22 protein-coding genes are annotated in these 24,066 nt (G+C 67.9%); 7 read left to right on the top strand and 15 right to left on the bottom strand.

Features of this window, described 5'->3' with window-relative positions:
- Positions 1-286: 286 nt before the first annotated feature.
- From ACK8HH_RS01155 to ACK8HH_RS01110, 10 genes are all read right to left on the bottom strand, one after another.
- On the bottom strand, positions 287-2,380 hold the full coding sequence (locus ACK8HH_RS01155) for a hypothetical protein (protein ID WP_412475473.1): 2,094 nt from the start codon (positions 2,378-2,380) through the stop codon (positions 287-289).
- Complete coding sequence (locus tag ACK8HH_RS01150) at positions 2,367-3,284, bottom strand: decaprenyl-phosphate phosphoribosyltransferase (protein WP_006897130.1); 918 nt, start codon at positions 3,282-3,284, stop codon at positions 2,367-2,369. The genes ACK8HH_RS01155 and ACK8HH_RS01150 overlap by 14 nt, the downstream gene beginning before the upstream one ends.
- A gap of 10 nt (positions 3,285-3,294) precedes the next feature.
- Positions 3,295-3,888 carry a phosphatase PAP2 family protein gene (locus ACK8HH_RS01145; RefSeq protein WP_006897131.1) on the bottom strand — a complete coding sequence of 198 codons (594 nt, stop codon included), beginning with the start codon at positions 3,886-3,888 and terminating at the stop codon, positions 3,295-3,297.
- Positions 3,869-5,770: a glycosyltransferase gene (locus tag ACK8HH_RS01140; RefSeq protein ID WP_062367834.1), complete on the bottom strand. Its 1,902-nt coding sequence runs from the start codon at positions 5,768-5,770 to the stop codon at positions 3,869-3,871. Before ACK8HH_RS01140 ends, ACK8HH_RS01145 begins: the two co-directional genes overlap by 20 nt.
- Positions 5,767-6,969, bottom strand: a complete 1,203-nt coding sequence (glf, locus tag ACK8HH_RS01135; RefSeq protein ID WP_062367833.1) for a UDP-galactopyranose mutase — start codon at positions 6,967-6,969, stop codon at positions 5,767-5,769. Before glf ends, ACK8HH_RS01140 begins: the two co-directional genes overlap by 4 nt.
- 105 nt (positions 6,970-7,074) lie before the next feature.
- Positions 7,075-8,694 (bottom strand): SpoIID/LytB domain-containing protein, encoded by a 1,620-nt coding sequence (locus ACK8HH_RS01130; RefSeq protein ID WP_006897134.1) that lies wholly within the window; start codon positions 8,692-8,694, stop codon positions 7,075-7,077.
- Between the two features lie 125 nt (positions 8,695-8,819).
- Complete coding sequence (locus ACK8HH_RS01125; protein ID WP_412475472.1) at positions 8,820-9,656, bottom strand: HAD family hydrolase; 837 nt, start codon at positions 9,654-9,656, stop codon at positions 8,820-8,822.
- Positions 9,653-10,423, bottom strand: coding sequence for a lysophospholipid acyltransferase family protein (locus ACK8HH_RS01120; RefSeq protein ID WP_412475471.1), 771 nt, complete (start codon positions 10,421-10,423; stop codon positions 9,653-9,655). Before ACK8HH_RS01120 ends, ACK8HH_RS01125 begins: the two co-directional genes overlap by 4 nt.
- A 2-nt stretch (positions 10,424-10,425) precedes the next feature.
- The gene (locus tag ACK8HH_RS01115) at positions 10,426-11,199 is read right to left on the bottom strand and encodes a lysophospholipid acyltransferase family protein (RefSeq protein WP_006897137.1); all 774 of its coding nucleotides are present in this window, start codon (positions 11,197-11,199) and stop codon (positions 10,426-10,428) included.
- Between the two features lie 69 nt (positions 11,200-11,268).
- Entirely contained in the window at positions 11,269-12,405 is a 1,137-nt protein-coding gene (locus ACK8HH_RS01110; RefSeq protein WP_006897138.1) for an acyl-CoA dehydrogenase family protein, read from the bottom strand.
- Between the two features lie 114 nt (positions 12,406-12,519).
- Between ACK8HH_RS01110 and ACK8HH_RS01105 the strand changes: the two genes are divergently transcribed.
- The gene (locus ACK8HH_RS01105; RefSeq protein WP_006897139.1) at positions 12,520-13,104 is read left to right on the top strand and encodes a TetR/AcrR family transcriptional regulator; all 585 of its coding nucleotides are present in this window, start codon (positions 12,520-12,522) and stop codon (positions 13,102-13,104) included.
- Positions 13,105-13,125: 21 nt separating this feature from the next.
- Here the strand turns inward: ACK8HH_RS01105 and ACK8HH_RS01100 are convergent, their stop codons facing one another.
- Positions 13,126-13,986, bottom strand: coding sequence for an SDR family oxidoreductase (locus tag ACK8HH_RS01100; RefSeq protein ID WP_006897140.1), 861 nt, complete (start codon positions 13,984-13,986; stop codon positions 13,126-13,128).
- Between the two features lie 191 nt (positions 13,987-14,177).
- On the opposite strand from ACK8HH_RS01100, the gene ACK8HH_RS01095 reads away from it, so the two are divergent.
- From ACK8HH_RS01095 to ACK8HH_RS01085, 3 genes are all read left to right on the top strand, one after another.
- Positions 14,178-15,059, top strand: a complete 882-nt coding sequence (locus ACK8HH_RS01095; RefSeq protein WP_062367831.1) for a helix-turn-helix domain-containing protein — start codon at positions 14,178-14,180, stop codon at positions 15,057-15,059.
- Positions 15,060-15,157: 98 nt separating this feature from the next.
- On the top strand, positions 15,158-16,735 hold the full coding sequence (locus tag ACK8HH_RS01090) for an MBL fold metallo-hydrolase (protein WP_062367830.1): 1,578 nt from the start codon (positions 15,158-15,160) through the stop codon (positions 16,733-16,735).
- Positions 16,722-17,360, top strand: coding sequence for a TetR/AcrR family transcriptional regulator (locus ACK8HH_RS01085; protein ID WP_062367829.1), 639 nt, complete (start codon positions 16,722-16,724; stop codon positions 17,358-17,360). Before ACK8HH_RS01090 ends, ACK8HH_RS01085 begins: the two co-directional genes overlap by 14 nt.
- Before the next feature lie 182 nt (positions 17,361-17,542).
- On the opposite strand, the gene ACK8HH_RS01080 is transcribed toward ACK8HH_RS01085, so the two are convergent.
- Both ACK8HH_RS01080 and ACK8HH_RS01075 read right to left on the bottom strand, forming a co-directional pair.
- Positions 17,543-18,370 (bottom strand): CPBP family intramembrane glutamic endopeptidase, encoded by an 828-nt coding sequence (locus ACK8HH_RS01080; RefSeq protein WP_082781337.1) that lies wholly within the window; start codon positions 18,368-18,370, stop codon positions 17,543-17,545.
- Positions 18,371-18,406: 36 nt separating this feature from the next.
- The gene (locus ACK8HH_RS01075) at positions 18,407-19,177 is read right to left on the bottom strand and encodes a DUF2470 domain-containing protein (protein ID WP_006897145.1); all 771 of its coding nucleotides are present in this window, start codon (positions 19,175-19,177) and stop codon (positions 18,407-18,409) included.
- Positions 19,178-19,291: 114 nt separating this feature from the next.
- Here ACK8HH_RS01075 and pheA point away from each other — a divergent pair, with 114 nt between their 5' ends.
- Together pheA and ACK8HH_RS01065 are read left to right on the top strand one after the other, a co-directional pair.
- Entirely contained in the window at positions 19,292-20,221 is a 930-nt protein-coding gene (gene pheA, locus ACK8HH_RS01070; RefSeq protein ID WP_006897146.1) for a prephenate dehydratase, read from the top strand.
- A 4-nt stretch (positions 20,222-20,225) separates the two neighbouring features.
- Positions 20,226-20,891 carry a histidine phosphatase family protein gene (locus tag ACK8HH_RS01065; RefSeq protein WP_006897147.1) on the top strand — a complete coding sequence of 222 codons (666 nt, stop codon included), beginning with the start codon at positions 20,226-20,228 and terminating at the stop codon, positions 20,889-20,891.
- A 24-nt stretch (positions 20,892-20,915) separates the two neighbouring features.
- On the opposite strand, the gene ACK8HH_RS01060 is transcribed toward ACK8HH_RS01065, so the two are convergent.
- Positions 20,916-21,266 (bottom strand): metallopeptidase family protein, encoded by a 351-nt coding sequence (locus ACK8HH_RS01060; protein WP_006897148.1) that lies wholly within the window; start codon positions 21,264-21,266, stop codon positions 20,916-20,918.
- 1 nt (position 21,267) lies between these two features.
- Positions 21,268-22,662 carry a septum formation family protein gene (locus ACK8HH_RS01055; protein WP_062367827.1) on the bottom strand — a complete coding sequence of 465 codons (1,395 nt, stop codon included), beginning with the start codon at positions 22,660-22,662 and terminating at the stop codon, positions 21,268-21,270.
- 80 nt (positions 22,663-22,742) lie between these two features.
- Between ACK8HH_RS01055 and serS the strand changes: the two genes are divergently transcribed.
- Positions 22,743-23,996: a serine--tRNA ligase gene (serS, locus tag ACK8HH_RS01050; protein ID WP_006897150.1), complete on the top strand. Its 1,254-nt coding sequence runs from the start codon at positions 22,743-22,745 to the stop codon at positions 23,994-23,996.
- Positions 23,997-24,066 lie beyond the last annotated feature (70 nt).

Genomic DNA, 24,066 nt, shown 5'->3' with positions numbered 1-24,066 from the left:
CCTCTTCGGCACGCGTGGGCACCGTCGTTGACGTCACAAAAGTCACATCTGCAACTGGATAGAGCGAGCCTATTCGACTCTCCCACCCTCACCAAACCCTGTGATCGCAATCACATCGCCTGGTCAGTCGACTTGTGCACAGCCGCTCCGTGGGCCTTCACCCTCGTTGCGGCCACGCCGTTTCTATCGTGCAACCGAGCAAGGACGTTACCGTTTCGATATCTGGCCCGCCAATCGGTGAGAGCTATCTGACACATGTCCGTCTCAGCTTCACCTGAGGCGGCTCTCAGTTATCCGAGGTCAGCCCCTTGGGCATCGCCAAGCCGCACCGCTCGATCTCGTATTTCGGTTCGCGGGCGATCCGGTAGGAATTGAACTCTGCGGCCTGCCGCAGGTTGTGCCGGAATCGGGCGAATGTCCAGGTGCCCTTGTACGAGGCGAATCGCGCTTCGGTCATCGGGCAGGTCAGTGCCACGCGGGCCATCTTCACCTCGTCCCGGTCGATGAACGCCGGGAAACCCGAGACGCTTCCGCTCTCGGCGACCACCCATTCGGTCGGCAGATGCTTGTCGTGCCCGATGCGCCCGTCGGTCAGCCGCGGCGTGTGCGCCGCCAACGGATACGCCAGGCCCATCTGGTCCACCACCCGGACGTCGAGCGGAGCGTTCATGCTCGTCATGCCGAGGTTGAGGAAGTACACCGTGGTCTGTCTGGGGATCCCGGGCTTCAAGTGCTCGGGCAGCGGAGCCACGTACCACTCGTCGAAGTTCGCCGACGGGAGGATCACCCCGCCTCCGGCGGCCTCGGTCTGCCGGATCTTCTCGACCATCGCGCGCATCCGCGGATACTCGAGGTAGTCCTCTGCGGTGATCGGGTTCTCGTTGCCCATGTTCGTCACATAGAAGCGACGCTCGTCGACGATGCCGTCGCGGCCGATGTCCATACCGGCGTTGGGCAGCACGGTCTGATTGACCGCCACCCCCCACCACACGGTGGTGACGACGCCGCCGAGCAGCAGCAGCCCGGCGCCGAGCTGGTACCGCGACCGCGCGCTGGAGAGCGAGGCGGGAATCGTCACCGGGATCACCATCACCGGCAGCAGCAGAATGAACAGCGGCGCCAGCAGGACGCGGCCGTGCATGAAGTCCCCGCCCTGCCGAATCCAGTACAGGCCGAGGATCAGCCCGGCCACCAGCGTCGTGACGACGACGGCGTTCTGGGACTGCACGTGGTCGACGGCCGACGACCACGTGCGACGGAGCCGCTGCATCGGCGGGACCGGCGGCGCCCCGAGGATCTCCGGCGCATCGGCATCGTCGGCGGGGGCCGCCGAGACGGCAGACGCCGCCCGAGGAGCCTCGCGGCGAGCCAGGTACGCGCCGACGGCGAGCAGTACGCCCGCCACGATCGCGACGATCACCGGCAGCAACAGGGTGTACGGGGTGAACAGGTTGTCCAGGTAGGCGAAGCCCTGCTTCCACTTGGAACCGCTCGCATCCTTCGCGATCGCCGGATTCGGCACCAGGACGGCGTAGTAGCCCATGCGGAAGATCTGATAGCCGATCGGGACGGCTCCCGCGACCACCACCATCGCCACACGCATGCGCCAGCCGATCCGCGAGACGAACAGCACCAGCAGGACCAGTCCGCCGAAGACCGTGATCTCCGGACGGATCAGCGGCGCCATGCCCGCGGTGAAAGCCAGGAGCAGGAAGGCGATCCGCGACCGCCGGCTCCCGTCGTCCGGGTCACGCCGGCCCCAGGCGAGGAACTGGCACCACAGCGCGGCGATCCAGAAGATCACCAGACCGTTCTCGAGGCCGGACGTGGCGAAGTCGCGCGCGGGCGGAATCACGATGTACACGATCGCGCCCAACGGCAGCAGCAGTGTGAGCCCCGGCCCGAGCACCCGGCGACCGTACAGGCGCGCCGTGCCGTACATGGCGAGCGGCAGCGCGGCCACCGACAGCACCAGCGCCACCCAGAGTGCGACGTACTCGGTGTGCTCGGCGCCGGTCACCCAGCTCCAGAACCAGATCAGGTAGGTCCACGCGGTGGAGGTGTTGGCCTCCACCCGTTCACCGGCGTTGAAGACCGGTCCGTTGCCCGCGAGGAGGTTGCGCACGGTGCGCAGGACGATGAGGCCGTCGTCGGCGATCCAGCGGCGCTGCCACGCACCGATCGCGAACAGCACGGTGACGGCGAGGGCTCCGATCGAGAAGCTGGCGATCGGTGCGATCAGCCTGCGCCGGTCGCCGCGGTTCGCGGGCCGTCCGCCGTCGCGGGGCTCGTCGAGGGCCTCCGGGCCATCGGGGTCGTCGGAGACGACCGGGATCACCGTCGTCGGATCATCGGACCGGGACTCATCAGAGCGGGACATAGACCGCAACACCCACCAGCACGACCCACGCCACCGCAAGGAATTGCAGCACCCGATCGCCGAGCGCGATGTCCTCCGGCTCGCCGGCCTGGCCGCCGTCGACGTCGACGGCGTAGCGGAGGATCGCGACGGTGAACGGCACCATCGAGATGGCGTAATAGACGTTCTGCGAGTGGATGCCGTCGAAGGCCCACAGTCCGTAGCAGAGGACGACGGCGGTGGCCGAGAGCGTCCACACGAACCGCAGGTACGTAGTGGTGTAGTACTCGAGCGACTTGCGGATCTTGGCCCCGGTGCGCTCGGCCAGCTGCAACTCGGCGTAGCGCTTGCCCGCGGCCATGAACAGCGAACCGAAGGCCATCACCAGCAGGAACCACTTGGACAGGTCGATCTCGGCGGCCACGCCGCCGGCGATGGCGCGCAGCAGGAAGCCCGACGACACGATGCAGATGTCGACGACGGCCTGGTGCTTGAGCCCGAAGCAGTAACCGAGTTGCACGCCCAGGTACACCGCGATCGTCACGGCTGTCTGCCAGTTGGCGATGAACGCGATGCCGATCGATCCGGCGGCCAGCACCACGGCGAGCACGAAGGCGAGGTTGCGCGGCACCACGCCCGCCGCGATGGGCCGGAAGCGCTTGGTGGGATGGTTGCGGTCGGCTTCCACGTCGAGAGCGTCGTTGATGAGGTAGATCGACGACGCGACCAGGCAGAACGAGATGAACGCGATGCCGACGTTCAGCATCCGGTCCGAATCCTTGAGGACCTCGGTTCCGGCCGCCAGCGGCGCCGCCAAGACCAGGACGTTCTTCACCCACTGGCGCGGGCGGAGTGCCTTGATCAGACCCGTCGCCAGATTCTTCGGCGGACCGGGGACGCCGTGCTCGATCGGCTCCTCGCTCATCGGTGCTTCCTCACTTGCTCGAGTCTCGGTTGCGGGATTGTGCATCGGCGGCGATCACCGCTCCCGCGGTCACTGCACCGACAAGAGCGCCGGCGGCCACATCGGAAGGGTAATGGACACCCAGAACCAGACGCGAAAGCAGCATCGGCGGAACCACCGCGGCGGGCACCAGCACCTGCGCGACGGGACTGCCCGCGGCCCGCCCCAGCAGAATCGCCGCAGCGGTGGTGGACGTGGCGTGACTGGACGGGAAACTCAGCCTGCTGGGGGTCCCGACGCCGACGCGGATGTCGGGGTGGCTCGGACGCCTGCGGCGCACCACGCGCTTGATCACCACGGACGCGGCATGCGCCACGAATGCGCCGGCACCGGCTTCCAGGTAGCGGCGGCGCGCGACCTCGTCGCCACGTCGGTGCGCGGCGTAGGCGCCGGCCCCGGCGAGCGCCAGCCAGCCCAGCGAGTGCTCTCCGAAATGCGAGAGTCCGCGTGCGCCGGAGAGCACGCCGGGCCGGTCGGCGATCGCCGACTGAACGGCCACCAGCATCGCCGCCTCGCCGGTCGCGGGTTCCGGCGCGGCGATCTGATCAATCGATTCCGAAGACACGGGCCCAGCTCTCCTTGCTCACCAGATCGTCATGTGCGGCGCGGTACTCGTCCCGCTTCGCGTCGAACTCATCGCGCAAACGCTTGACGAGAGCCGCCGACTCCCTTGCCAACGACAGCATCTTGTCGCGATCACGCTGGCGGTAGACCACCCCGCGACCGTCGGCGGTGGTGACGGTGACGCCGTCGACCCGGCCGAGCGAGAACCAGCGCGCCTCGATGGGCGGATAATTGGCCTGCGGGACGCTGTGATGCCGGGGATCGGCCGGGCGCACGTTGTTCACGACCGCCGCGGCGAGTGCCTTCACCTTCGCGACCGGGCCGGTGGGGACGTCTGCGCCCAGCGCCGTGGCCTCCCCAGTGGCGGTCGGCAGGTCGGTGGCCGAGGGAAGCACCACCGCGTCGGGGTAGCCCTTGCGGATCTGCGCCACCTTGCCCAGGGCGGTGGGCAGCAGCGACCGGATGTGCTCCGGCCCGGCGAGGAAGTCGCGGATCGCCTCGTTCTGGATGGCGACCGTGGAGTACTCCAGGCACAGGAGGTGCTTCGCGGTGGCCTTGGCCATCGACTTGAGGATGCCGTCGATGGAGCCGTCGGTGTAGATCGACGCGACCACCAGGCGGTTGCGCAGATGGAAGTACGCCTGCCAGTCGATGGCGTCGTCCTTGTCGCTCCACGCCATATGCCAGATGGCGATGCCCGGGATGGTCGCGGTCGGATAGCCCGCCCGCTCGGCACGGAGCGCGAACTCCCAGTCGTCCCACTTGATGAACAGGGGCATCGGCAGGCCGATGGTCTCCGCGACCTCGCGGGGGATCATGCACATCCACCAGCCGTTGCCCTCGACGTCGATGCGCCGGTGCAGGTTCTTGGAGTTCTCGCGATCGCTGAGCGGATACTCGGCGAAATTGTGGTCGTACTCGACGAACGGAGCGGCGGTCCACATGAACCGGTTGCGGTCGATCACCTCCCCCATGCAGTGCAGATGGCTGCGATCCTGCAGGTTCAGCATCTGACCGCCGACCAACATCGGCGACTTGGCGAAGCGCGACATCGCGAGCGCACGCAGGATCGAGTCCGGCTCGATCATGATGTCGTCGTCCATGTACAGGATGTACGGGCTGTCGGTGAGCCGCAACGCCTCGTACATGATGCGCGCGTAGCCGCCCGACCCACCGAGATTGCCCTGGTCGAAGATGTGCAGACGATCACCGAGGCGCTCGGCGGCGGCCGAGTAGCCGTCCTCGTCGACCACCTTGCGGGTGCCCTGGTCGGGCATCAGGACGGCGTCGATCACGGCGTCGACCATCGGGTCCGAGGTCAGCGCGCTCAATGCCGCGACCGCGTCGGCCGGGCGGTTGAAGGTCGGAATGCCCACGGTGACGCGGTCGGTGCCGGCCTGTGCGGGCTCGATCGGTGCATACCACCCGGCCGAGAGGATCTCGGTGTCCGTGTCGGTGGTGATGTCGAACCAGATCCAGCCGCCGTCCTCGAACGGGCCGAGGTCGGTCTGAAACTCGAACACGCCGGTCCCGTCGTCCCCGAGCGGAACCAGATCGCCGCCGATCGCGATACGGGAGCCGTCGATCTTGGATCGGTAGAGGTCCACGCGCGCATTTCCGCGCACCTCGACGCGCAGGACCACCGAGTCCAGGACGCTCCAGCGGCGCCAGTACGAGGCGGCGAAGGCGTTGAAGTAGGTCGCGAAGCTGATCTCCGAATCGGCGCCGAGCCGCACGCTGGTGCGGTCGGGCGCGTGGGCGCGCGAGGCGTTGCTCGGCGACTCCACGAGGTACAGCGACCGAACGTCCAGCGGTTCACCGGGACGCGGGAAGATCACGCGCTGAAGCAGGCTGACCGCTCCGGATTGCTGTGCCTGAGTCATCGGGCCGCTCCCTCGGCCAGCGGCGCACCGTCGCGCAGGTGCGGCGCCAGCGTGTTGTCGAACATGGTCAGCGCGCTGGCGATGGCCATGTGCATGTCCAGGTACTGGTAGGTGCCGAGGCGACCGCCGAAGAGCACCTTGGACGAGGCCGCCTCGGCTTTCGCCAATTCGCGGTAGGCGTTCACCATGGCGCGATCGTCCGGGGTGTTGATCGGGTAATAGGGCTCGTCGTCGTCCTTGGCGAAGCGGCCGTACTCCCGCATGATGACGGTCTTGTCGGTCGGATAGCTCTTCCGCTCCGGGTGGAAGTGGCGGAACTCGTGGATCCGCGTGAACGGCACGTCGGCATCGTTGTAGTTCATCACCGGGGTGCCCTGGAAATCGCCGGTCGGCACCACCTCGAGCTCGAAATCGAGCGTGCGCCAGCCGAGCCGGCCCGCCGAGTAGTCGAAGTAGCGGTCCAGCGGGCCGGTGTAGACGACGGGTGCGTCGGGACTCGCGGCGCGCAGCTCGTCGCGGACGTCGAACCAGTCGGTCGACAACCGCACCTCGATGCGCTCATCGGCCGCCATGTTCTCCAGCCACGCGGTGTAGCCGTCCACCGGCAGACCCTCGTAGGTGTCGTTGAAGTAGCGGTTGTCGAAGTTGTAACGGACCGGCAGACGGGTGATGTTGCCCGCCGGGAGGTTCTTCGGATCGGTCTCCCACTGCTTGGCGGTGTAGTGCTTGATGAATGCCTCGTAGAGGGGACGGCCGATCAGGCTGATCGCCTTCTCCTCGAAGTTCGCCGCCGCATCGGTGTCGACCTCGGACGCCTGTTCGGCGATCAGCGCACGCGCCTCGTCGGGGGTGAAGTAGCGGCCGAAGAACTGGGACACCAGGCCCAAGCCCATCGGGAACTGGTAGGCCTGGCCGTTGTGCATCGCGAAGACTCGATGCTGGTAGCCGGTGAAGTCGGTGAACTGGTTGACGTACTCCCACACACGCTCGTTGGACGTGTGGAACAGGTGCGCGCCGTACTTGTGGATCTCGATGCCGGTCTCCGGCTCCGCCTCCGAGTACGCATTGCCACCGATGTGGTCACGCCGTTCGACGACGAGCACTCGCTTCCCCAGTTGCGTCGCTGCGCGTTCGGCGACGGTCAAGCCGTAGAAACCCGAGCCGACCACGATCAAGTCGTAGGTGCTGTTGTTCGTCACGACTGTTCAGCCTATCGGACCGATCCTGAGTATTCCCGCAGCGAGCACGCGCGACGGCCCGCCCGGCGGTGTGAGATTCGTCCGTGAAAGAGGCCGTGAGAACCGTCAGCCCAGGCCGTCCCGCGTGGGGAAACCGAGCGCGGCGAGGCCGCCCGCGTTCAGGAAGTCGGTCAGCGACTGGCCCATCAGCGCGTGCACGCCGGTGAGCGGGCTGAAGTAGATGACGCCGTTCTCCAGCACCTGCACCAGACCCGGCAGTCCCTTGCCGTCGGTGAGCAGTTCCGGTTTGGCGACGGTGCCCGTGGAGCCCTGCGAGTTGTCGCTGCGCTCCAGATTCACCTGCTTCAGATCCACCTGCTTCGCGGTGAGCTGCTTGAGTCCCTCGGTGACCAGTTTCTCCAGCATCGGGGTGACCTCGCCCACGATGCCGGTCACGTCGGGCAGTCCCACCGCCGACAGCCCGGGCACGATCTGGTTGAGGACGGCGCCCAGCGGGCTGAGGTCGAGCAGTCCCCCTCCCGGCGAGTCCGGTCCCACCTGCGGCTTGACGATCTTCGGCATCGATTTCTGGCCCCGCACGGAGAACCAGTCCGATTTCAGTTGCAGCTTGACCCGCGCGTCGTTGCCCGAGGCCTCCACCGTTCCGCCGGTGCCGGTCACCCGGACCTTGACGACGCGGCCGCCGCCTTCGCCGAGACCGTTGGCCTCGATCACCTCGAAGCTCTTGAGCGACCCGACGCCGAACGCGGAGCCGATGCTCGACGCGCTGACGGTCGCGGACCACGAGTGGTCGGGTGCGATGGAGTCGCCCGCATCGCGGACGGCCGGGAAGAGTCCGCCCGCGGTGTACCCGCCGGTGGAGGCCGAGAACTCGGTGAGAGCGGGTTTGCCGTTCAGCAACCGGATCTGCCCGGCGGTGGCGTCGGCGGCCCGGCTGGTCCGGGGATCCTCGCCGGAGGCGCCGTGATACATCTGGGACGCCTGGGTGTTGTCGATCTTGCGACCCGCGGCCAGTCCGGCCAACACATAGGAGCGCGCCGCGACCGCCTGCGCCTTGAGGGCCTCGAATCCGCCGGTGTCACCCCAGGACGGCATCGACTCCTTGGGGATCACACCCTTGACGTAGTCGTCCACGTGCAGCTTGTTGTAGACGCCGCCCGGACCGATGCCGATGGAGCCGCGGTACTTGTCGCCCCCGTTGCAGAAGGTCAGCAGTTCCTGGTCCGGCCGGTTGGTCCCCGGGTTGATCGGGTCCACCTGCGTGGCCGGAACAGTGCTGACGACGGCGCCGCCGCAGCCGTCGGTAATCGTGGCCGTACCCCCGGACAGGCTGACCGCCTGCCCGGGAGCGACCGTCTGCGTGCCTACGCGCATTCCGGCAGCCGCATGAACACCGACCGACGCCTTCTCGCTCAGCGAGACCGTGACGTCGGGGGTGCTCACCTTCCCCGCGACTGTGTTTCCGTAGTAGTGCCGGAGGATCTGATCCGCCGACCACCCCTGCTTCGCGTAGCCGTACGCACCCCACTGGCCCAGACCGCGTCCGTGCCCGTGCCCGTGCCCGTCGAGGACGATCGGCGTGTTCGCCGCCAGGGCGACCCCGTCGGAGGAGAACACGTCGGTGCCGCCGACGACCAGACCACCCGCGAGCAACGCGGGCGCCAGGCCCAGGGCAGCGAAGGTCAGAGTTCGCTTCTTGGCTCGGCTCGGTCGAACATTCGGCAACTGCACAACCCCTTATGGCGGGACCACTGCATGCGTGTGGCCCGTGTGACTAGTGGGACTCCTGTGACAGTAGTGACCAGACTGCGGACACGACAAGTTCAGACGGTCACAACCGAGTCACGCTTTTAGAACCAGCGTTCGAGGACCTGGGCGACACCGTCGTCGAGGTTCGACGAAGTCACTTCGTCGGCCGCCTCCGCCGCTGCCGGATCGCCGTGCCCCATCGCCACGCCGTGCGCCGCCCACCGCAGCATCTCGGCGTCGTTGGGCATGTCGCCGAACGCTATCGGTGCCCGTCCGTCGACGTCCGAATGCTCCACGAGCCACGCGAGCCCTGCGGCCTTGTGCGTTCCGGCCAGTGAGAACTCGATCAGGCCGGTGTCGATCGAGAAGGTGATCTCCGCCAGGTCGCCGACGCGCGGCGCCACCGCCTCCGCCATCGCGCGCGAGGACATGCTCGGCATTCGTGCCAGCAGCTTGACCGCAGGCGACGCGGCGACCTCGTCCTGGCTCACATAGACGTGATCGGGATTGAGCCAGGCGTGTTCGTAGCCCGGCGTCGCGACGAACGGCGGCGTCGCGGTGTCGTAGGCGGAGCCTCCGGCCCGCTCCGCGGCGAGCCCGCATCCCGGCAGTACGTCCGCGCAGATCTCGGCGATCCGAGCGAGTGCGCCCGGTTCGAGGGTCGCGGCGTGCAGCACCGTGTCGGCGGCGACGTCGTACACGATGGCGCCGTTGGCACAGACCGCGTAGCGCACGGCGGCGGGGGTGTCCGCGAGTTGATCGGTGATCTCGGGAATCCAGCGTGGCGGGCGACCGGTAGCCAGAACCAGTTCGACGCCGCGCTCACGGGCGCGGCGCAGCACCGAGACCGTGCGGCCGGAGATCCGGTTGTCGTCGTCGATCAGGGTGCCGTCGACGTCCGAGGCGATCATCGTCGGAGTCGGCGAGTCGGTGGTCATTCGGATCGGCTCCCCCGTTTGGCTGCGCGACGTCGCGCCTTCTCCGCTGCTTCCGCGTCCTCGATCACCAGTGCCTCCGCGGGTGTCGGCGCACTGCCGCCGAGTCTCTCCGGCAACCAATCGGCACCGGCGGGCGCCTCCGGGTACCGGTCCTGCGCCCGGTGCAGAAGGACGGTCATCGTCTCGCGCAGTCGGGCCGTGCCCACGGCGGGATCCTCGTCGGCGGAGAAGGTCATCGGCGCACCGAACTCGACGTCGATCGGGATGCGATGGAATCCGATCCGGCGCTTGGCGCCCTTGGTCCATTGCCGCTGTGCGCCCCAGACGATCGTCGGGATCACGGGTACGCCGGCCTCGGCCGCCATCCGCACAGCTCCCGACTTGAACTCCTTGAGTTCGAAGCTGCGGCTGACCGTCGACTCGGGGTACACGACGATGAGTTCACCGCCGCGAAGCGCGTCGACGGCGGATCGATATGCGTCCCCGCCCGCTGAACGGTCCACCGGCACCGCCCTGGCGTGTTTGACGAGAAATCTCATGATGCCCAGGTCCATCACTTCGGACTTGATGAGGTACCGCCCGCGTCGACCGCGCCGGTGGAGCCCCAGACCGGCCGGAATGAAGTCCACGTAGCTGGTGTGGTTGATCACCACGACACCCCCGCCCGCGGCGGGAACGTTCTCGAGGCCGAAGTAGCGACGCCGAACCCCCTGCGCCAGCATGATCGATCCGGCGATCCCCTCGAGGGTTCGATAGACCGGCTCCATCGTCAGTCCGCATCTCCGGACGCCTCGCGCCGAGCCCTCTTCGCCGCCTTGGCCTCGGCATCCGCGCGGTCCATCGCGTTGGCCTCCTCGAGCGTGGGGGCACCGCCGCCGCGCGCCGCGGGCACCCAGAACTCACCCGCCGGGTACTCGCCGTAGCCGTCCTGCAGTTCGGTGAGCTTGGCCCGCATGGAGTCGAACAACCGCTGAGTCAGTTCCTCCGGCGTGCCCTCCGGCCTCAGGGGCTCGCCGACCCCGACCATGATCTTGAATCCGGTCCGGCCGAGCTGCCGCGGATGTCCCTTGGTCCAGATCCGCTGCGCTCCCCAGATGATGGTCGGGATGATGGGCGCGCCCGACTCCAGCGACATCCGCGCCGCTCCGGACTTGAACTCCTTGAGTTCGAAGCTCCGGCTGATCGTCGCCTCCGGGTAGACGCCGACCAACTCACCGCGCTTGAGGTAGTCGACGGCGTCGCGATAACTCTGCGCACCGTTGGCGCGATCGACCGGGATGTGCTTCAGGGACCGCATGATCGGTCCGCCGACGGCGTTGTCGAAGACCTCTTTCTTGGCCATGAAGCGGACGTACCGCCGCGGCTTCTGCAGGAATGCGGGAATGCCCGCGAAGGTGAAGTCGAGGTAGCCGGTGTGGTTGATGGCCACCACCCCGGGACCGTGGGCCGGCATGTTCTCCACACCGGAGATATCGAACTTCAAGCCCTGGGCGAGCCAGAGCAGACGGGCGGTGGACACGACTCCGGCGTACACGGGTTCCATGTCAACAGAGCTTAGTCACCGGCTCCGACACCGCAGGACTCCGCGAGGCGTCGTCGCCGGCTCCCGCGCTCATGCGAGCGATCGACTGATCACCAGCCGCTGGATCTGGTTGGTGCCCTCGAAGATCTGAGTGATCTTCGCTTCGCGCATGAATCGCTCCACCCGGAAGTCGCGCGTGTAGCCGTTGCCTCCGAACACCTGGACCGCGTCGGTGGTCACCTTCATCGCCGCATCCGTCGCCACCAACTTGGCCACCGACGCATTGCGCGAATACGGCAGTCCGGCGTCTCGGCGCCGTGCCGCGTCCAAGTACGTCGCCCTCGCCGAGTCGACGGCCGCGGCCATGTCCGCGAGCAGGAAGCCGAGCCCCTGGTGGTCGATGATCTTGCGGCCGAAGGTCTCGCGCTCCTTGGCGTAGGCCACCGCTTCGTCGAGGGCCGCCTGTGCGATGCCGGTCGCGACCGCCGCGATGCCGAGGCGTCCCGAGTCCAACGCACTGAAGGCGATCTGGAGTCCCTGGCCCTCCGCACCGATCCGGCGCTCGGCCGGCACCAGCGCACCGTCGTACCGGGCGGAGGTGGTCGGCACGGCGGCCAGGCCCATCTTCTCCTCGGGGCGCCCGAAGCTGAGGCCCTCCGTGCCGTCCGCCACGAGGAAGCAGGAGATTCCCTTGGACCCCTCGCCGGTCCGGGCGAACAGGTTGTAGAAGTCCGCGACGCCGCCGTGGGTGATCCACGCCTTCTCGCCGGTGATCCGGTAGTCGTCGCCGACCGCCTCCGCGCGGCATGCCAGGGCCGCGGCATCGGATCCGGCCTGCGGTTCGGACAGACTGTACGCACCGATGCTCGCCCCGCCGAGCATCTCCGGAAGCCAGCGTTCCTGCTGTTCCCGGGTGCCGAAGGCGAACAGCGGATGACATGCCAGGCTGTGCACGCTCACTGCGACGCCGACCGCCGCCCAGCGCGCCGCGATCTCCTCGAGTACCTGCAGGTACACCTCGTACGGTTGGCCTCCGCCGCCCCACTCCTCGGGATACGGGAGGCTGAGCAGCCCCGCCTCGCCGAGCTTCGCGAACACGCCCTCCGGATACTTCTCCGCCTTCTCGTGCTCGTCGACGATCGGAGCGAGCACCTTGTCCGCGATGTCGCGCGTCAGGTCGATCAGATCGCGGGCTTCTTCGGTCGGCAGCAGGCGGTCGACGGGCACGTCGGACTCCTCGGGATTCGAAAGCGAACAGTACTGGGAACGGTTTCAGAGTACTGCCGGGCCGGCAGTACTACAAGACAAGGAGCAGTACCCCTGGTCAGTACTATCGAACCCATGTCCGCGCCGACCGATCCCGACTTCGCCACGCGACGCCGCTCGCAGTTGTTCGACGAGTTGCTCGCGATGTTCCTCGAGGAGGGCTTCGCCCACTTCACCCTCGACGCCATCGCCGGGCGCCTGCGGTGCTCCAAGTCGACGCTCTACACGCTCGCCGCCAGCAAGGGCGAACTGGTCCGCGCGACCACCATCCACTTCTTCCGCCGGGCCACCGACGACGTCGAGGCCGCCGTAGCGGAGGCCGCGTCGCCGCGCGAGAAGATCACCGCCTATCTGGAGGCGGTGGGCGACGCACTCGGCGGGGCCTCGCCTGCGTTCATGACCGATCTCGCCGCCTTCGCTCCGGCGAGAGAGGCGTACGAGCAGAACACCCGGATCGCGGCGGCGCGCGTGCGGGAGCTGATCGACGAGGGCGTCGCCACCGGCCAGTTCCGGGACGTGCACGCGGCTTTCGCCGCCGACCTGGCCGCGACCGCGATGGTCCGGATCCAGCAGGGCGACGTGCGCGCGGCCACGGGCCTCGACGACGCCGGCGCCTACCGCGAATTGGCGGCGCTCCTCACAGCGGGGATCAGCGCCTGACCCGGATCATCCGCGGCCAGGTCAGCGCCCAGGCGACCGGTCCGGCCATCGCATCCAGAAGTCCAACTCGAGCGGTCCGGTGCCGGGTTCGGCCCGGTACGGCTCGAAGTCGGTGATCCCCTCCGCGGCGAGCACGTCGTCGTCGATCAGGCACCGGCCGGTGAACTCCGCCGCGGGCTTGGTCAGGACCGCGTACGCGGCGTCGCTCATGATGTCGGCACTGCGCGCACCCCGGAGCATCTCCTCGCTGAGGAGATTGCGGACCGCCGCGGTCGCGATCGAGGTCCGGGGCCACAACGTGTTCGCGGCGATGCCGTCCGCGGCGAGCTCCCGCGCGAAGCCGAGCGTCAGGATGGTCATGCCGAACTTCGACACGGTGTACGCCGCCCCGACCTGATCGAACCATTCGGGCGCGAGGTCCACCGGGGGCGAGAAGGTCAGGATGTGCGGGTTCTCCGACTTCCGCAGGTGCTCGATCGCCGCCTTCGAGAGTGCGAACGTGCCGCGCGCGTTGATGTCCTGCATGAGGTCGTACTTCTTCATAGGGATGTCGTCGGTGGCGGTGAGATCGATCGCCGATGCGTTGTTGACCACGATGTCTATGCCGCCGAACCGCTCCACCGTCTGCGCCACGGCGCCGGCGACGGACTCGTCGTCGCGGACGTCGCCCACGATCGGCAACGCCCGCCCGCCGGCCTCCTCGATCGCCGCGGCCGCGGTGTAGATGGTCCCGGGGAGCTTCGGGTGCGGCTCGGCCGTCTTGGCGAGCAGCGCGATGTTCGCGCCGTCGCGCGCCGCGCGAATCGCGACAGCCTCGCCGATGCCGCGGCTGCCGCCGGAGATGATGAGCGTCTTGCCGCGCAGTGAACCCGTCTCGGTCATGGTCGCCTTCCTGTCCACCGATCCGAGCCGTGACGGCCCAGATCGATCGTTCGTATTCGATCCGAACGTAGAAGGCTCGGACGCGTTCCGTCAATAGCCCGATCCACGCACTTCAAGCCCGTTAAAACAGACCGTCAGTCCTTTCGTGAACCGCTCCGATCGCACACGGCAGATTTAGTATCCTTAAATCCATGAACGATGATTCGGCGTCGGCCGCCACTATCGAAGCCGAGCTGGGATCGCGGATCCGAGCGGCACGCCTAGCTCAGCGGCGGACTCTCCGCGATCTCGCCGCGGCGGTCGGCGTCAGCACGGCCACGCTCAGCTTGATCGAGAACGGGCGATCCGGGCTTCGCGTGGCTCGGCTCGCCCGGATCGCCGACGCACTCGGACTTCCGCCGGCGGCGCTCCTGTGCCCCGAAGTCCCCGAACCGCCGGCTCCGGGGCCGCCCACAGCCGGCGGCATCCTGCCCGACGACGGCGACTGGCGACGGTACCGCCCACTCGTCCTCGATCCCGTTCTCGCCGCAGCGCTCGACGAGATCGTCGAAGTGGGATACCACGGCGCGACCATCCGCAGCATCGCGAACCGGTGCGGAAGCACGGTCTCGGCTCTCTACACCAGGTATGAGAACAAGCAGCACATCCTGATGACGCTGCAGGAGCTCGCCGTCAGCGCGGCGACCGACCGCGGCGCCGTCGCCCGCGCGGACGGCCGGAACCCCGTCGAACGCTTCTGCTTCCTGGTGGAGCATCTGGCATTGCTGCACACCTACCGGCGCGAGCTCGCGTTCATCGGCACCAGCGAACTGCGCAGTCTCGATCCGGAGAATCGGCGCCGGATCGCCGGACGCCGCACCGATCTGCAGCACATGGTGGACGAGGAGGTCGACGCCGCCGTGCGCGCGGGGCGGTTCCACCCGGACCATCCGCACGAGGCCTCGCGCGCGGTCGTGACCATGTGCACGGCGATCTCCGGCTGGTGGCGACCGGGCGGCCCGTTGTCGCCGGAGCGGGTGGCACAGTTGTACGTCGGCTTCGCACTTGACCTGATGCGCGCCGATCCGCGATAGCGACGCCGGTCACGGCGCGACGATCTGCCCCCACCGCCGACCGTGCTCGGCGATACCCTGGAACAACAGCCCCTGCGCCACCCGAAAGGCAGCACCCCGTGCAGATCACCAGCATCGGCCACGCCGGATTCCACATCCAGACCGCAGCCGGATCGATTCTCTGCGATCCCTGGGTCAACCCCGCGTACTTCGCCTCCTGGGTGCCCTTCCCCGACAACTCCGATCTGGACTGGAAGGCGCTCGGCGACTGCGACTACCTGTACGTCTCGCACCTGCACCGCGACCACTACGACGAGCAGAACCTGCTCGAGAACGTGAACAAGGACGCGACCGTGCTGCTGCCGGACTACCCGGTGCCGGATCTGCGCCGCGAGCTCGAACGCCTCGGCTTCACGAAGTTCGTCGAGACGCAGGACTCCACGAAGCACACCGTCTCGGGACCCAAGGGCGATCTGGACATCATGATCATCGCGCTCCGCGCGCCCGCCGACGGCCCCATCGGCGACTCCGGTCTGGTGGTCGACGACGGCGAGACCGTCTGTTTCAACATGAACGACGCCCGCCCGATCGATCTCGACGTGATCGCCGACGAGTTCGGCCGCGTCGATGTGCACCTGCTGCAGTACTCCGGCGCCATCTGGTACCCGATGGTCTACGACATCCCCCGCAAGTCGAAGGCCAACTTCGCGATGCAGAAGCGCCAGCGCGGCATGGACCGCGCACGCTCGTACATCGAGCAGGTCGGTGCCACGTGGGTGGTCCCGTCGGCCGGGCCGCCGATGTTCCTGGACGACGACCTGTTCGGTCTCAACGATTTCAACACCGGCAGCGATGCCGACAAGGCCAGCATCTTCCCCGATCAGGCGGAGTTCCTGGAACAGATGCGCACGCACGGCACCGACGACGGGGTCAAACACCGCGGACTGATGATGGTCTCCGGGTCGGCGGCCGACTTCGCGGGAGACGAACTTCGCGAGATCGTGCACCCGTATCCCCCGGAGACGGTTTTCGGCGAGAACAAGAAGGCCTACCTGGAGGCGATGAAGGAGAAGTTCGCTCCGGTCATCGCCGCGCAGAAGGCCACCTGGGCCTCGCCCGACGGACCGTCGCTCCTGGAACCGCTGCGCGAGAAGTTCGAGCCGATCATGAAGCAGTCGGACCTGATCTGCGACGGCATCGGCTACCCCGTCGGTCTGGTGGTGGGAGAAGAGACGTACGTGCTCGACTTCCCCAAGCGAACGGTGCGGATGCGCGAGGACGGCGACGGCAAGTACCGGTACGGATTCCGGATCGCCCCCGAGTTGGTGCGCACGGTGCTGCGCGACGACGAACCCGACTGGGTGAACACCATCTTCCTCTCGACCCGGTTCACCACCTGGCGGATCGGCGGATACAACGAGTACCTGTACACCTTCTTCAAGTGCCTCACCGATGAGCGCATCGCCTACGCCGACGGCTGGTTCTCCGAGGCGCACGACGACTCGGCGTCCATCGAGCTCGACGGGTGGGAGATCCAGCGCCGCTGCCCGCACCTGAAGGCCGATCTGAGCAAGTTCGGCGTGATCGAGGGCGAGAAGCTCACGTGCAACCTGCACGGCTGGCAGTGGGATCTGGCGAGCGGGCGCTGCCTGACGTCGAAGGGACACGAGCTGCGAGCACAGCGTGCCGAGCCCTAGTCCGGACGCCCCCAGCCGGTGCTATGCCGGCCGTTCACTGGCCGAGCGGAGGGCTGAGCGGCGGGAACGGTTCCAGGAGGCCGGCCTCGAGCTGTTCGGCACCCTCGGCTTCTCCTCCGTCACGGTCTCGGCGCTGTGCGCCGAGGCCGGATTGTCGCGGAGACAGTTCTACGAGGAGTACTCGAGCCGGGAGGCGTTGCTCGCCGAGGTCTACGACAAGATCCAGGAACACGCACGCAAGACTGTCGTCGACGCGGTGCGGGCGCTCGGGGAGACGAATCCCCGCGAGGCGGCGCGCGCGGCGATGAGCGCCTACATCGACACGATCGCGACCGATTCGCGAGCTATCCGATGCTCCTTCATCGAGGTCGTCGGCGTCTCCGCCGAAGTGGAACGGCGTCGTCTCGCCGGTCGTGTGACATGGGCGCGGTTCATCGCCGACACGATTTCAACGATCCCGGGAACCACGCGAAAAGACGTCGACTACGCCGCGACTGCCTTCATCGGCGCGCTGACCTCGGTCGTTCACCGCTGGGGGACGGCACAGGAGCGTCCGGACCGGTCGGAGATCGTAGATCTGCTGTCGGACATACTCGTTCACATCGCAATCGACCGCACTGACTAGTGCACACAGCCGGTTAACCGTGATAGCTTTGGCACAGGTTCTGAGACGCTAGAGTCTCACACCGCGTGCTCGGTCCGGGTGGAATCGGGGCTCTTGGGAGGGAGCTGCTCGGATCGCCGGAGGGCGCGGCGCCGGTTTGGGGGAGAATCCGCAAACTGCGCCGCGCTTTCTCTTGCCGCAGGTCAGGACGGATTCAGCACACCGGTCGCGACCAGGACCGCATAACCGATGAAGGCCACGGTGTCGATCAGCGCGTGCGCCAGGACCAGCGGCCAGAGCCGCCCCGTCGCCTGATACCAGCGTCCGTACACCAGACCCATCACGAGGTTGCCCGCACCGGCCCCGATGCCCTGGTACAGGTGGTAGCCGCCGCGCAGAAGCGCGGACGACGCCAGCGCACCCCGCTCTCCGACGCCCAACTGCCGTAGCCGGGTCATGAAGTAGCCGACCACGACGACCTCCTCGGCGAACCCGTTGCCGAACGCCTTCATCGCCAGAACCGGGATCCGCCACCACAGACCGTCGTCCGGCGCCGCCACGAGCTGCGAATTCCAGCCCATCGCCTGAGAGAACGCGACCAGCGCCAGACCGGGCAGTCCGATGATCGCCGCCAGGACTGCGGCGGGCGGCACATCCGCACGCACGGGCCGCCCGAGGCCGATCCGCCGAAGGCCGATTCCGCTGCGCCACAGCAGGTACGCGCCCAACCCACCGATCGCCAGCAGGCGGACCACGCTCATCGACTGACGGATCACGTCGATCGCGGCCACCGACGAGCTCACCGGGTTGAGGGCGACCGTCGTGTCGCCGATGCCCGCGGTGAGAGCGTTCTCCGCCAACGACAGCACCGCGTACACGGCCGAGAACCCGAAGGTGAGAACGCCGACGAGGATCAGTTCGACGACGATCGCACGCCGTTCGCGGCGGTCGTCGACGCGTCCCACGGCAGGCGCGGGCGGGTGGACGAAAGCCCGCAGAAGTCCGCGGATGCCGCCCGCCTCAGAACTCACCGCTCCAACGGTAGCGGCAGCACTGAGGCGATGCGTTCAGTCCTCGCCGAAGCAGGGATGCAGGGCCAGCGAGTGAATCGCCGCGGACAGTTCCGGGATGCGGGAGACCGGGCGGGCGAACGGCATCCGCACGTCTTCATCGCGATTGCCGACCTCCACGCGGAAGGTGATGCCGAACCGGTCCAGGCGCAGCGGCCGGGCGCGCCCGCCTCGGACGTGGTCGGGCAAGCGCTGAGCGAGTTGGCAGATGAGGTCCTGGTGATCGGCGTCCAGGTGCACCAGCCAGTCGTTCTCGAACTCCCAGAACAGATCCGGACTCGCGGCGGCGAGCGCGTCCACGTCGACGCCGCCCGCCCCGGTCGACGTCGCGATGACAGCCGACTCGAGCGCCATTCGCATGAGGCTGTATCCGTGGCCCACGTCGAGCAGCTTCTCGTCCGGGTGGTCACCGGCGATCTCCACCGCCAGGTCGCGCTCGAGCCGTGCGGGCACCTCGTGAAGCGTGCCCGACAACCAGATCAGCGACCGCACCCGCTCGCGCATCCTGACCGGTGCGACGTCGATGACCTCGACCATCGCCGTGACGTCTCCGCCCTCGCGGACCAGGCGCAGCGCCGGCGTCTCGTCGGGAACCAGGAGAAAGGCGTCGCTTTCGAACAGATGGACCATCCCGACCGAATCGCACCCCTTCGGCTCGGTCGCCGCACAGTCCGGCGCACTGACCGACAGCGTTCCCGAATGAGCACGACGGCAGGCCGTCTGGATCAGTTCGGCATCGCACGGCGCGAGGATCGTGTTCACGTCCACCTCCAGGAAACGGTCTAATTAGCTAAGCCTAACTTATGCTCACCTAACCTAACCTGAGGGCTTTTCGCCGTCAACGCCCCGGCCGCACGGCCGGTTTCTCTCGACTACTGTGAAATGGTGCCCGTCTACGCTTACTTCGGCCCCGCCGGCACGTTCACCGAGATGGCGCTCGATGCCGTCCTGCGCCGACGCGGCGAGGCATCGACGGCGACCAAGATCGCGGTGAGCAATCCGCCGGCCGTCATCGATCTGATCCGCAGCGGGGGCGCGGACTTCGGCTGCGTCCCCATCGAGAGTTCGCTCGAGGGAGCGGTCCCGGCCACGATGGACGCCCTGTCGCCGAGCGCCGGCCTCCCGCGCGTCCAGGCGTACGCGGAGGCGGCTCTCGACATCTCCTTCACCGTCGCCGCGGCAACGCCCATGGACCCCGCCGACGTGCGGACCGTCGCGGCGTATCCGGTGGCCGCGGGTCAGGTCCGCCGCAGCATCGAAGAGCTGTTCCCGCGGGCCGAGGTGGTCGTCGCCACCTCCAATTCGGGCGCAGCGCGCGACGTGGCCGAGGGTCGCGCCGACGCCGCCGTGACCACGGCCGCCGCGGCGCGGATGCATGAGCTGGCGACGCTGGCCGACGGCGTCGCCGACTCCGACGACGCCGTCACCCGGTTCCTGCTGCTGGGGCCTGCGGGGCCGCCGCCGGAACCGACGGGAGCAGACCGCACGTCGGTGATTCTGGACCTTCCGAACACGCCCGGAAGCCTGGTCGCGGCGATGAACGAGTTCGCGATGCGCGGCATCGACCTGACCCGTATCGAATCGCGGCCGGTCGGCCCCGGACAGTACCGTTTCTATCTCGACGCGCGAGGCCACGTTCGGGACGCTGCGGTCGGCGAGGCGCTCCGCGCCCTGCACCGCAGTGCCGAACGTGTGGTCTTTCTCGGATCGTGGCCGGTCGACCCGCAGTTGGCCGTGACCACGGCCGCGACACCGCCCGACCACACCGAGTCACGCGAGTGGTTCCACCGTCTTCTTTCTGGAGAACTCTAAAGACATGGCAAGGCTTCACCTGGTCCGGCACGGCGAGACCACGTCCAACGTGCTCAAACGTCTCGACACCGCACTTCCCGGCGCGTCGCTGACCGATTTCGGCGCGCGACAGGGCGTGCGGTTCGGGCTCGAACACCCGCTGACCGACTCGGCGGTGCTGGTGAACTCTGTCGCCAATCGGGCGCAGCAGACCGCGGAACTGATCGGATCGGTGTGGGACTCGTCCACCGAGACCGTGGAAGGCGTTCACGAGATCCAGGTCGGCGACCTCGAGGGGCGCAGCGACCGCGAGGCGCATGAGCAGTTCCACGAGATCGTCGTGCGCTGGCACCGGGGCGACCTCGACGCCCGGCTGCCCGGTGGCGAGTCGCTGGAGATGCTTCACGACCGCTATCTGCCGATCATCGACGATCTGGCGTCGCGGTACCTCACCGGCGCGAATCAGCGGGACGTGTACTTGGTCTCCCACGGTGCGGCGATCCGGCTGATCGCCGCACACCTGACGCGGCTCGACCCGGAATTCGCCATGAAGAACTACCTGAACAACACCGGTTCGGTGGAGTTGGAGTTCACCGGCGATCTGTGGGTCTGCCACCGATGGGGCGAAGCCGCACTGCCGGACGCCGACGGTTCGGATACCGCACCCGGCTACGAGGATCCGATGGGCTGACCCGGCCCCGACGGCCTGATCCGGTCAGCCCCAACCGTTGGCGTGCAGCCACTCGTCGCTGATACCGAAATGGTGCCCCACCTCGTGCAGCACGGTGATCGCGACCTCTCGGCGCAGTTGCTCGGCCGAATGGCACATCGCGAGGAGCGGCTCGCGATAGATCTCGATCGTGTCGGGCAGGAAGCCGCTGTACTCGGTGGTCCGCTCGGTGAGCGCCACACCCGTGTACAGGCCCAGGATGCCGGGATCGTCCTCGTTGTGCGGACGCACCAGGATCACGACGTTCGACATGGCGTGCATCAGCTCCTCGGGGAGGAGGTCGAGCGCATCGCCGACGAGGTTCTCGAACTCTCGCTCCGACATCCGCAGCGGCATGTCAGCCGCCTGCCGGCGCGGGAAGCTGCGCGTCGTTCGGCGTGTAACCGGGAGGCAGTGGCACGGGCTCGCCCACCGACCGTCCCGGCGGGCCGACGTCGACCGGCTTCGGACTGCCGCCGTTGATGAGCAGCGTGTCCGGTCCGCCGCGGGCGTCGCCGACCAGGGTCGCGAAGCCGCCGCGGTCGGGCAGCGCCGCGTAGCAGACCACACGCCGGCTTCCCGTCAGCCAGCTCACCTCGGAGATCACCGACCACTGCACGTTGAGCGTGGTCGCCTTGAACTTCTGCGCGCCGCCGAAGAACCTGTTCGTCTGCGTCGGGCAGATCGTCTTCAGGTAGTCGTTCTGATCCGCGACGCTGGGCCACGGCTTGCCGGAGTTGCGGCCCCCGAAGCGCTGGGACAGGTCCACGGTGCCGGTCACCTGGAAGGCGTGGGGTTCGGCGCAGTTCACGACGCTGCTGGTGGCCTTGCGGGTGGTCTTGTCGATGCCGATGCAGGTGCCGTCGGGCCATGCGAACGACTGGTCCACATCGCGGACGCGGCCGGTGAACTCCTCCTGGCCGCCGCCGGCACCGGGTTGTTCGATTCCGCAGCGCAGACTGCGCACGCCGCGTTCCCACTCCACCTTCGACGGGAACATCAGTCCGGGCGAGAGCCGGCCCTGCGGATCCAGTCCACCGCCCAGGTAGCGGTCGACGATCACGCCGCAGCTCTCATCGCGGATCGCGGCGAAGCGCTCCGGTCCGGGCCACGGTGCCTCCGAGGAGAACTCGGAGCTCGGGAACGCGGAGGTGTCGAGCACACCGGCCACTTCGAACCGATGCGGCGACTCGCACGCCACCGCGCTCGGCTCGCCGGGTGTGTCGGCGCTCCAGGTGAGGCAGTCGCCCGCCTCGGATCGGGTGAAGTCGTTCTCCTGCGCGGGCGATCCCTCACCGATGACCGACGAGCCGACATCGCCGACGTCGTCGAAGACACCGGTTCCGAGCATCACTCCGCCCGCGGCGAGCGCACCGACGAGCACGGCCCCGAGCACCAGCCGCAACGAGTTCTTCGGCATCCGGTTGCGGGAGTCGGCCGGCTCGCGGCCGTCGGCGGGCTCGGGCCCCCCGTCGTCCCCATCGCGCTCTCCGTCGTCACCGTAGTCGTCGTCGCCGTATCCGTCGTCGCCGTAGTCGTAGGCGTCCTCCGGTTCGACGCCCCACTCCTCGACGTCGTCCTCGACCTCCGCGTCGTAGTCGTCGAGTCCGGCCGTCGGCTCCGCCTCCCCGCCGATCTCCGGGAGCTCTGCGGTCGCCTGCTCATCGCCTTCGACGGCACCGACCGGCCCCCACACGTCGGCATCGCCGTCGACGACGGGGCGGGCCTCGTCGTCGCCGCGGCCGTCATGCATCGGTTGATCCCTCTTCGAAGTCATCGCGTTCCATCATGCCTGGTCGTTGCTCGCCTCGTGTTCCGAGTAGGGTTCAACGTGTGATCGACCTGAAGATCGTGCGTGAGAACCCCGACCTTGTACGTGCCTCCCAGCGTGCCCGCGGCGAGGATCCCGGACTCGTCGACCAGCTCCTGGAGGCGGACGCGGCACGGCGCTCGGCGATCGCCGAAGCCGACGCCCTGCGCGCGGAGCAGAAGTCGCTCGGCAAACTCGTCGGCAAGGCATCCGGAGACGAGAAGACCGCTCTGCTCGCCAAGGGCAAGGAACTGGCCGAGCAGGTGAAGGCCGCCGTCGCGAAGCAGAACGACGCCGACTCCGCGTCGCAGGCCGCGCACCGCGCCATCTCGAACATCATCACCGATGCCCCGGCCGGTGGCGAGGACGATTACCTCGTCCTCGAACACGTCGGTGAACCGCGCGCCATCGACGACCCGAAGGACCATCTCGAACTCGGAGAGAGCCTCGGCCTCATCGACATGGCCCGCGGTGTCAAGGTGTCGGGTTCGCGGTTCTACTTCCTCACCGGTCTGGGCGCGATGCTGCAGCTCGGTCTGCTCAACATGGCCGCGGCGAAGGCGACCGCCAACGGTTTCACGCTGATGATCCCGCCGGTCCTGGTGAAACCGGAGATCATGGGCGGCACCGGCTTCCTGGGCGCGCACAGCGACGAGATCTACCACCTCGACGAGGACGACCTGTACCTCGTCGGCACGTCGGAGGTGCCTCTCGCCGGGTACCACAAGGACGAGATCCTCGACCTCTCCGGCGGACCGAAGCGTTACGCGGGCTGGTCCACCTGCTTCCGCCGCGAGGCGGGGTCGTACGGCAAGGACACCCGCGGCATCATCCGCGTGCACCAGTTCGACAAGGTGGAGGGCTTCATCTACTGCAAGCCGGAGGACGCCGAGGCCGAGCACCAGCGGATTCTGGGCTGGGAGAAGGACATGCTCGCGGCGATCGACGTGCCGTACCGAGTCATCGACGTGGCAGGCGGGGACCTGGGCAGCTCGGCCGCCCGCAAGTTCGACTGCGAGGCATGGGTTCCGACGCAGGGCACGTACCGCGAACTCACCTCCACGTCCAACTGCACCACCTTCCAGGCACGACGACTCTCTGTCCGCTACCGGGACGAGAACGGCAAGCCTCAGATCGCGGCGACCCTCAACGGCACCCTCGCGACCACCCGGTGGCTGGTCGCCATCCTCGAGAACCACCAGCAGCCGGACGGTTCGGTTCGCCTTCCCGAGGAACTCGCGCGGTTCGTCGGGGTGGAACACATCCGACCGGTGTAGTCGGCATTCCGGACGTCGTCGTCCGCGCCCTCGAAACCGTTTCATCCGTGCCGTCGCCGGGTATCCGACG

Origin of the sequence: Gordonia sp. LUNF6, from assembly GCF_047041125.1 — a bacterium.
Classification (GTDB): domain Bacteria; phylum Actinomycetota; class Actinomycetes; order Mycobacteriales; family Mycobacteriaceae; genus Gordonia; species Gordonia sihwensis.
Note: the sequence above shows the minus strand (reverse complement) of the source record. Positions and strands in the feature narration are given on the sequence as shown.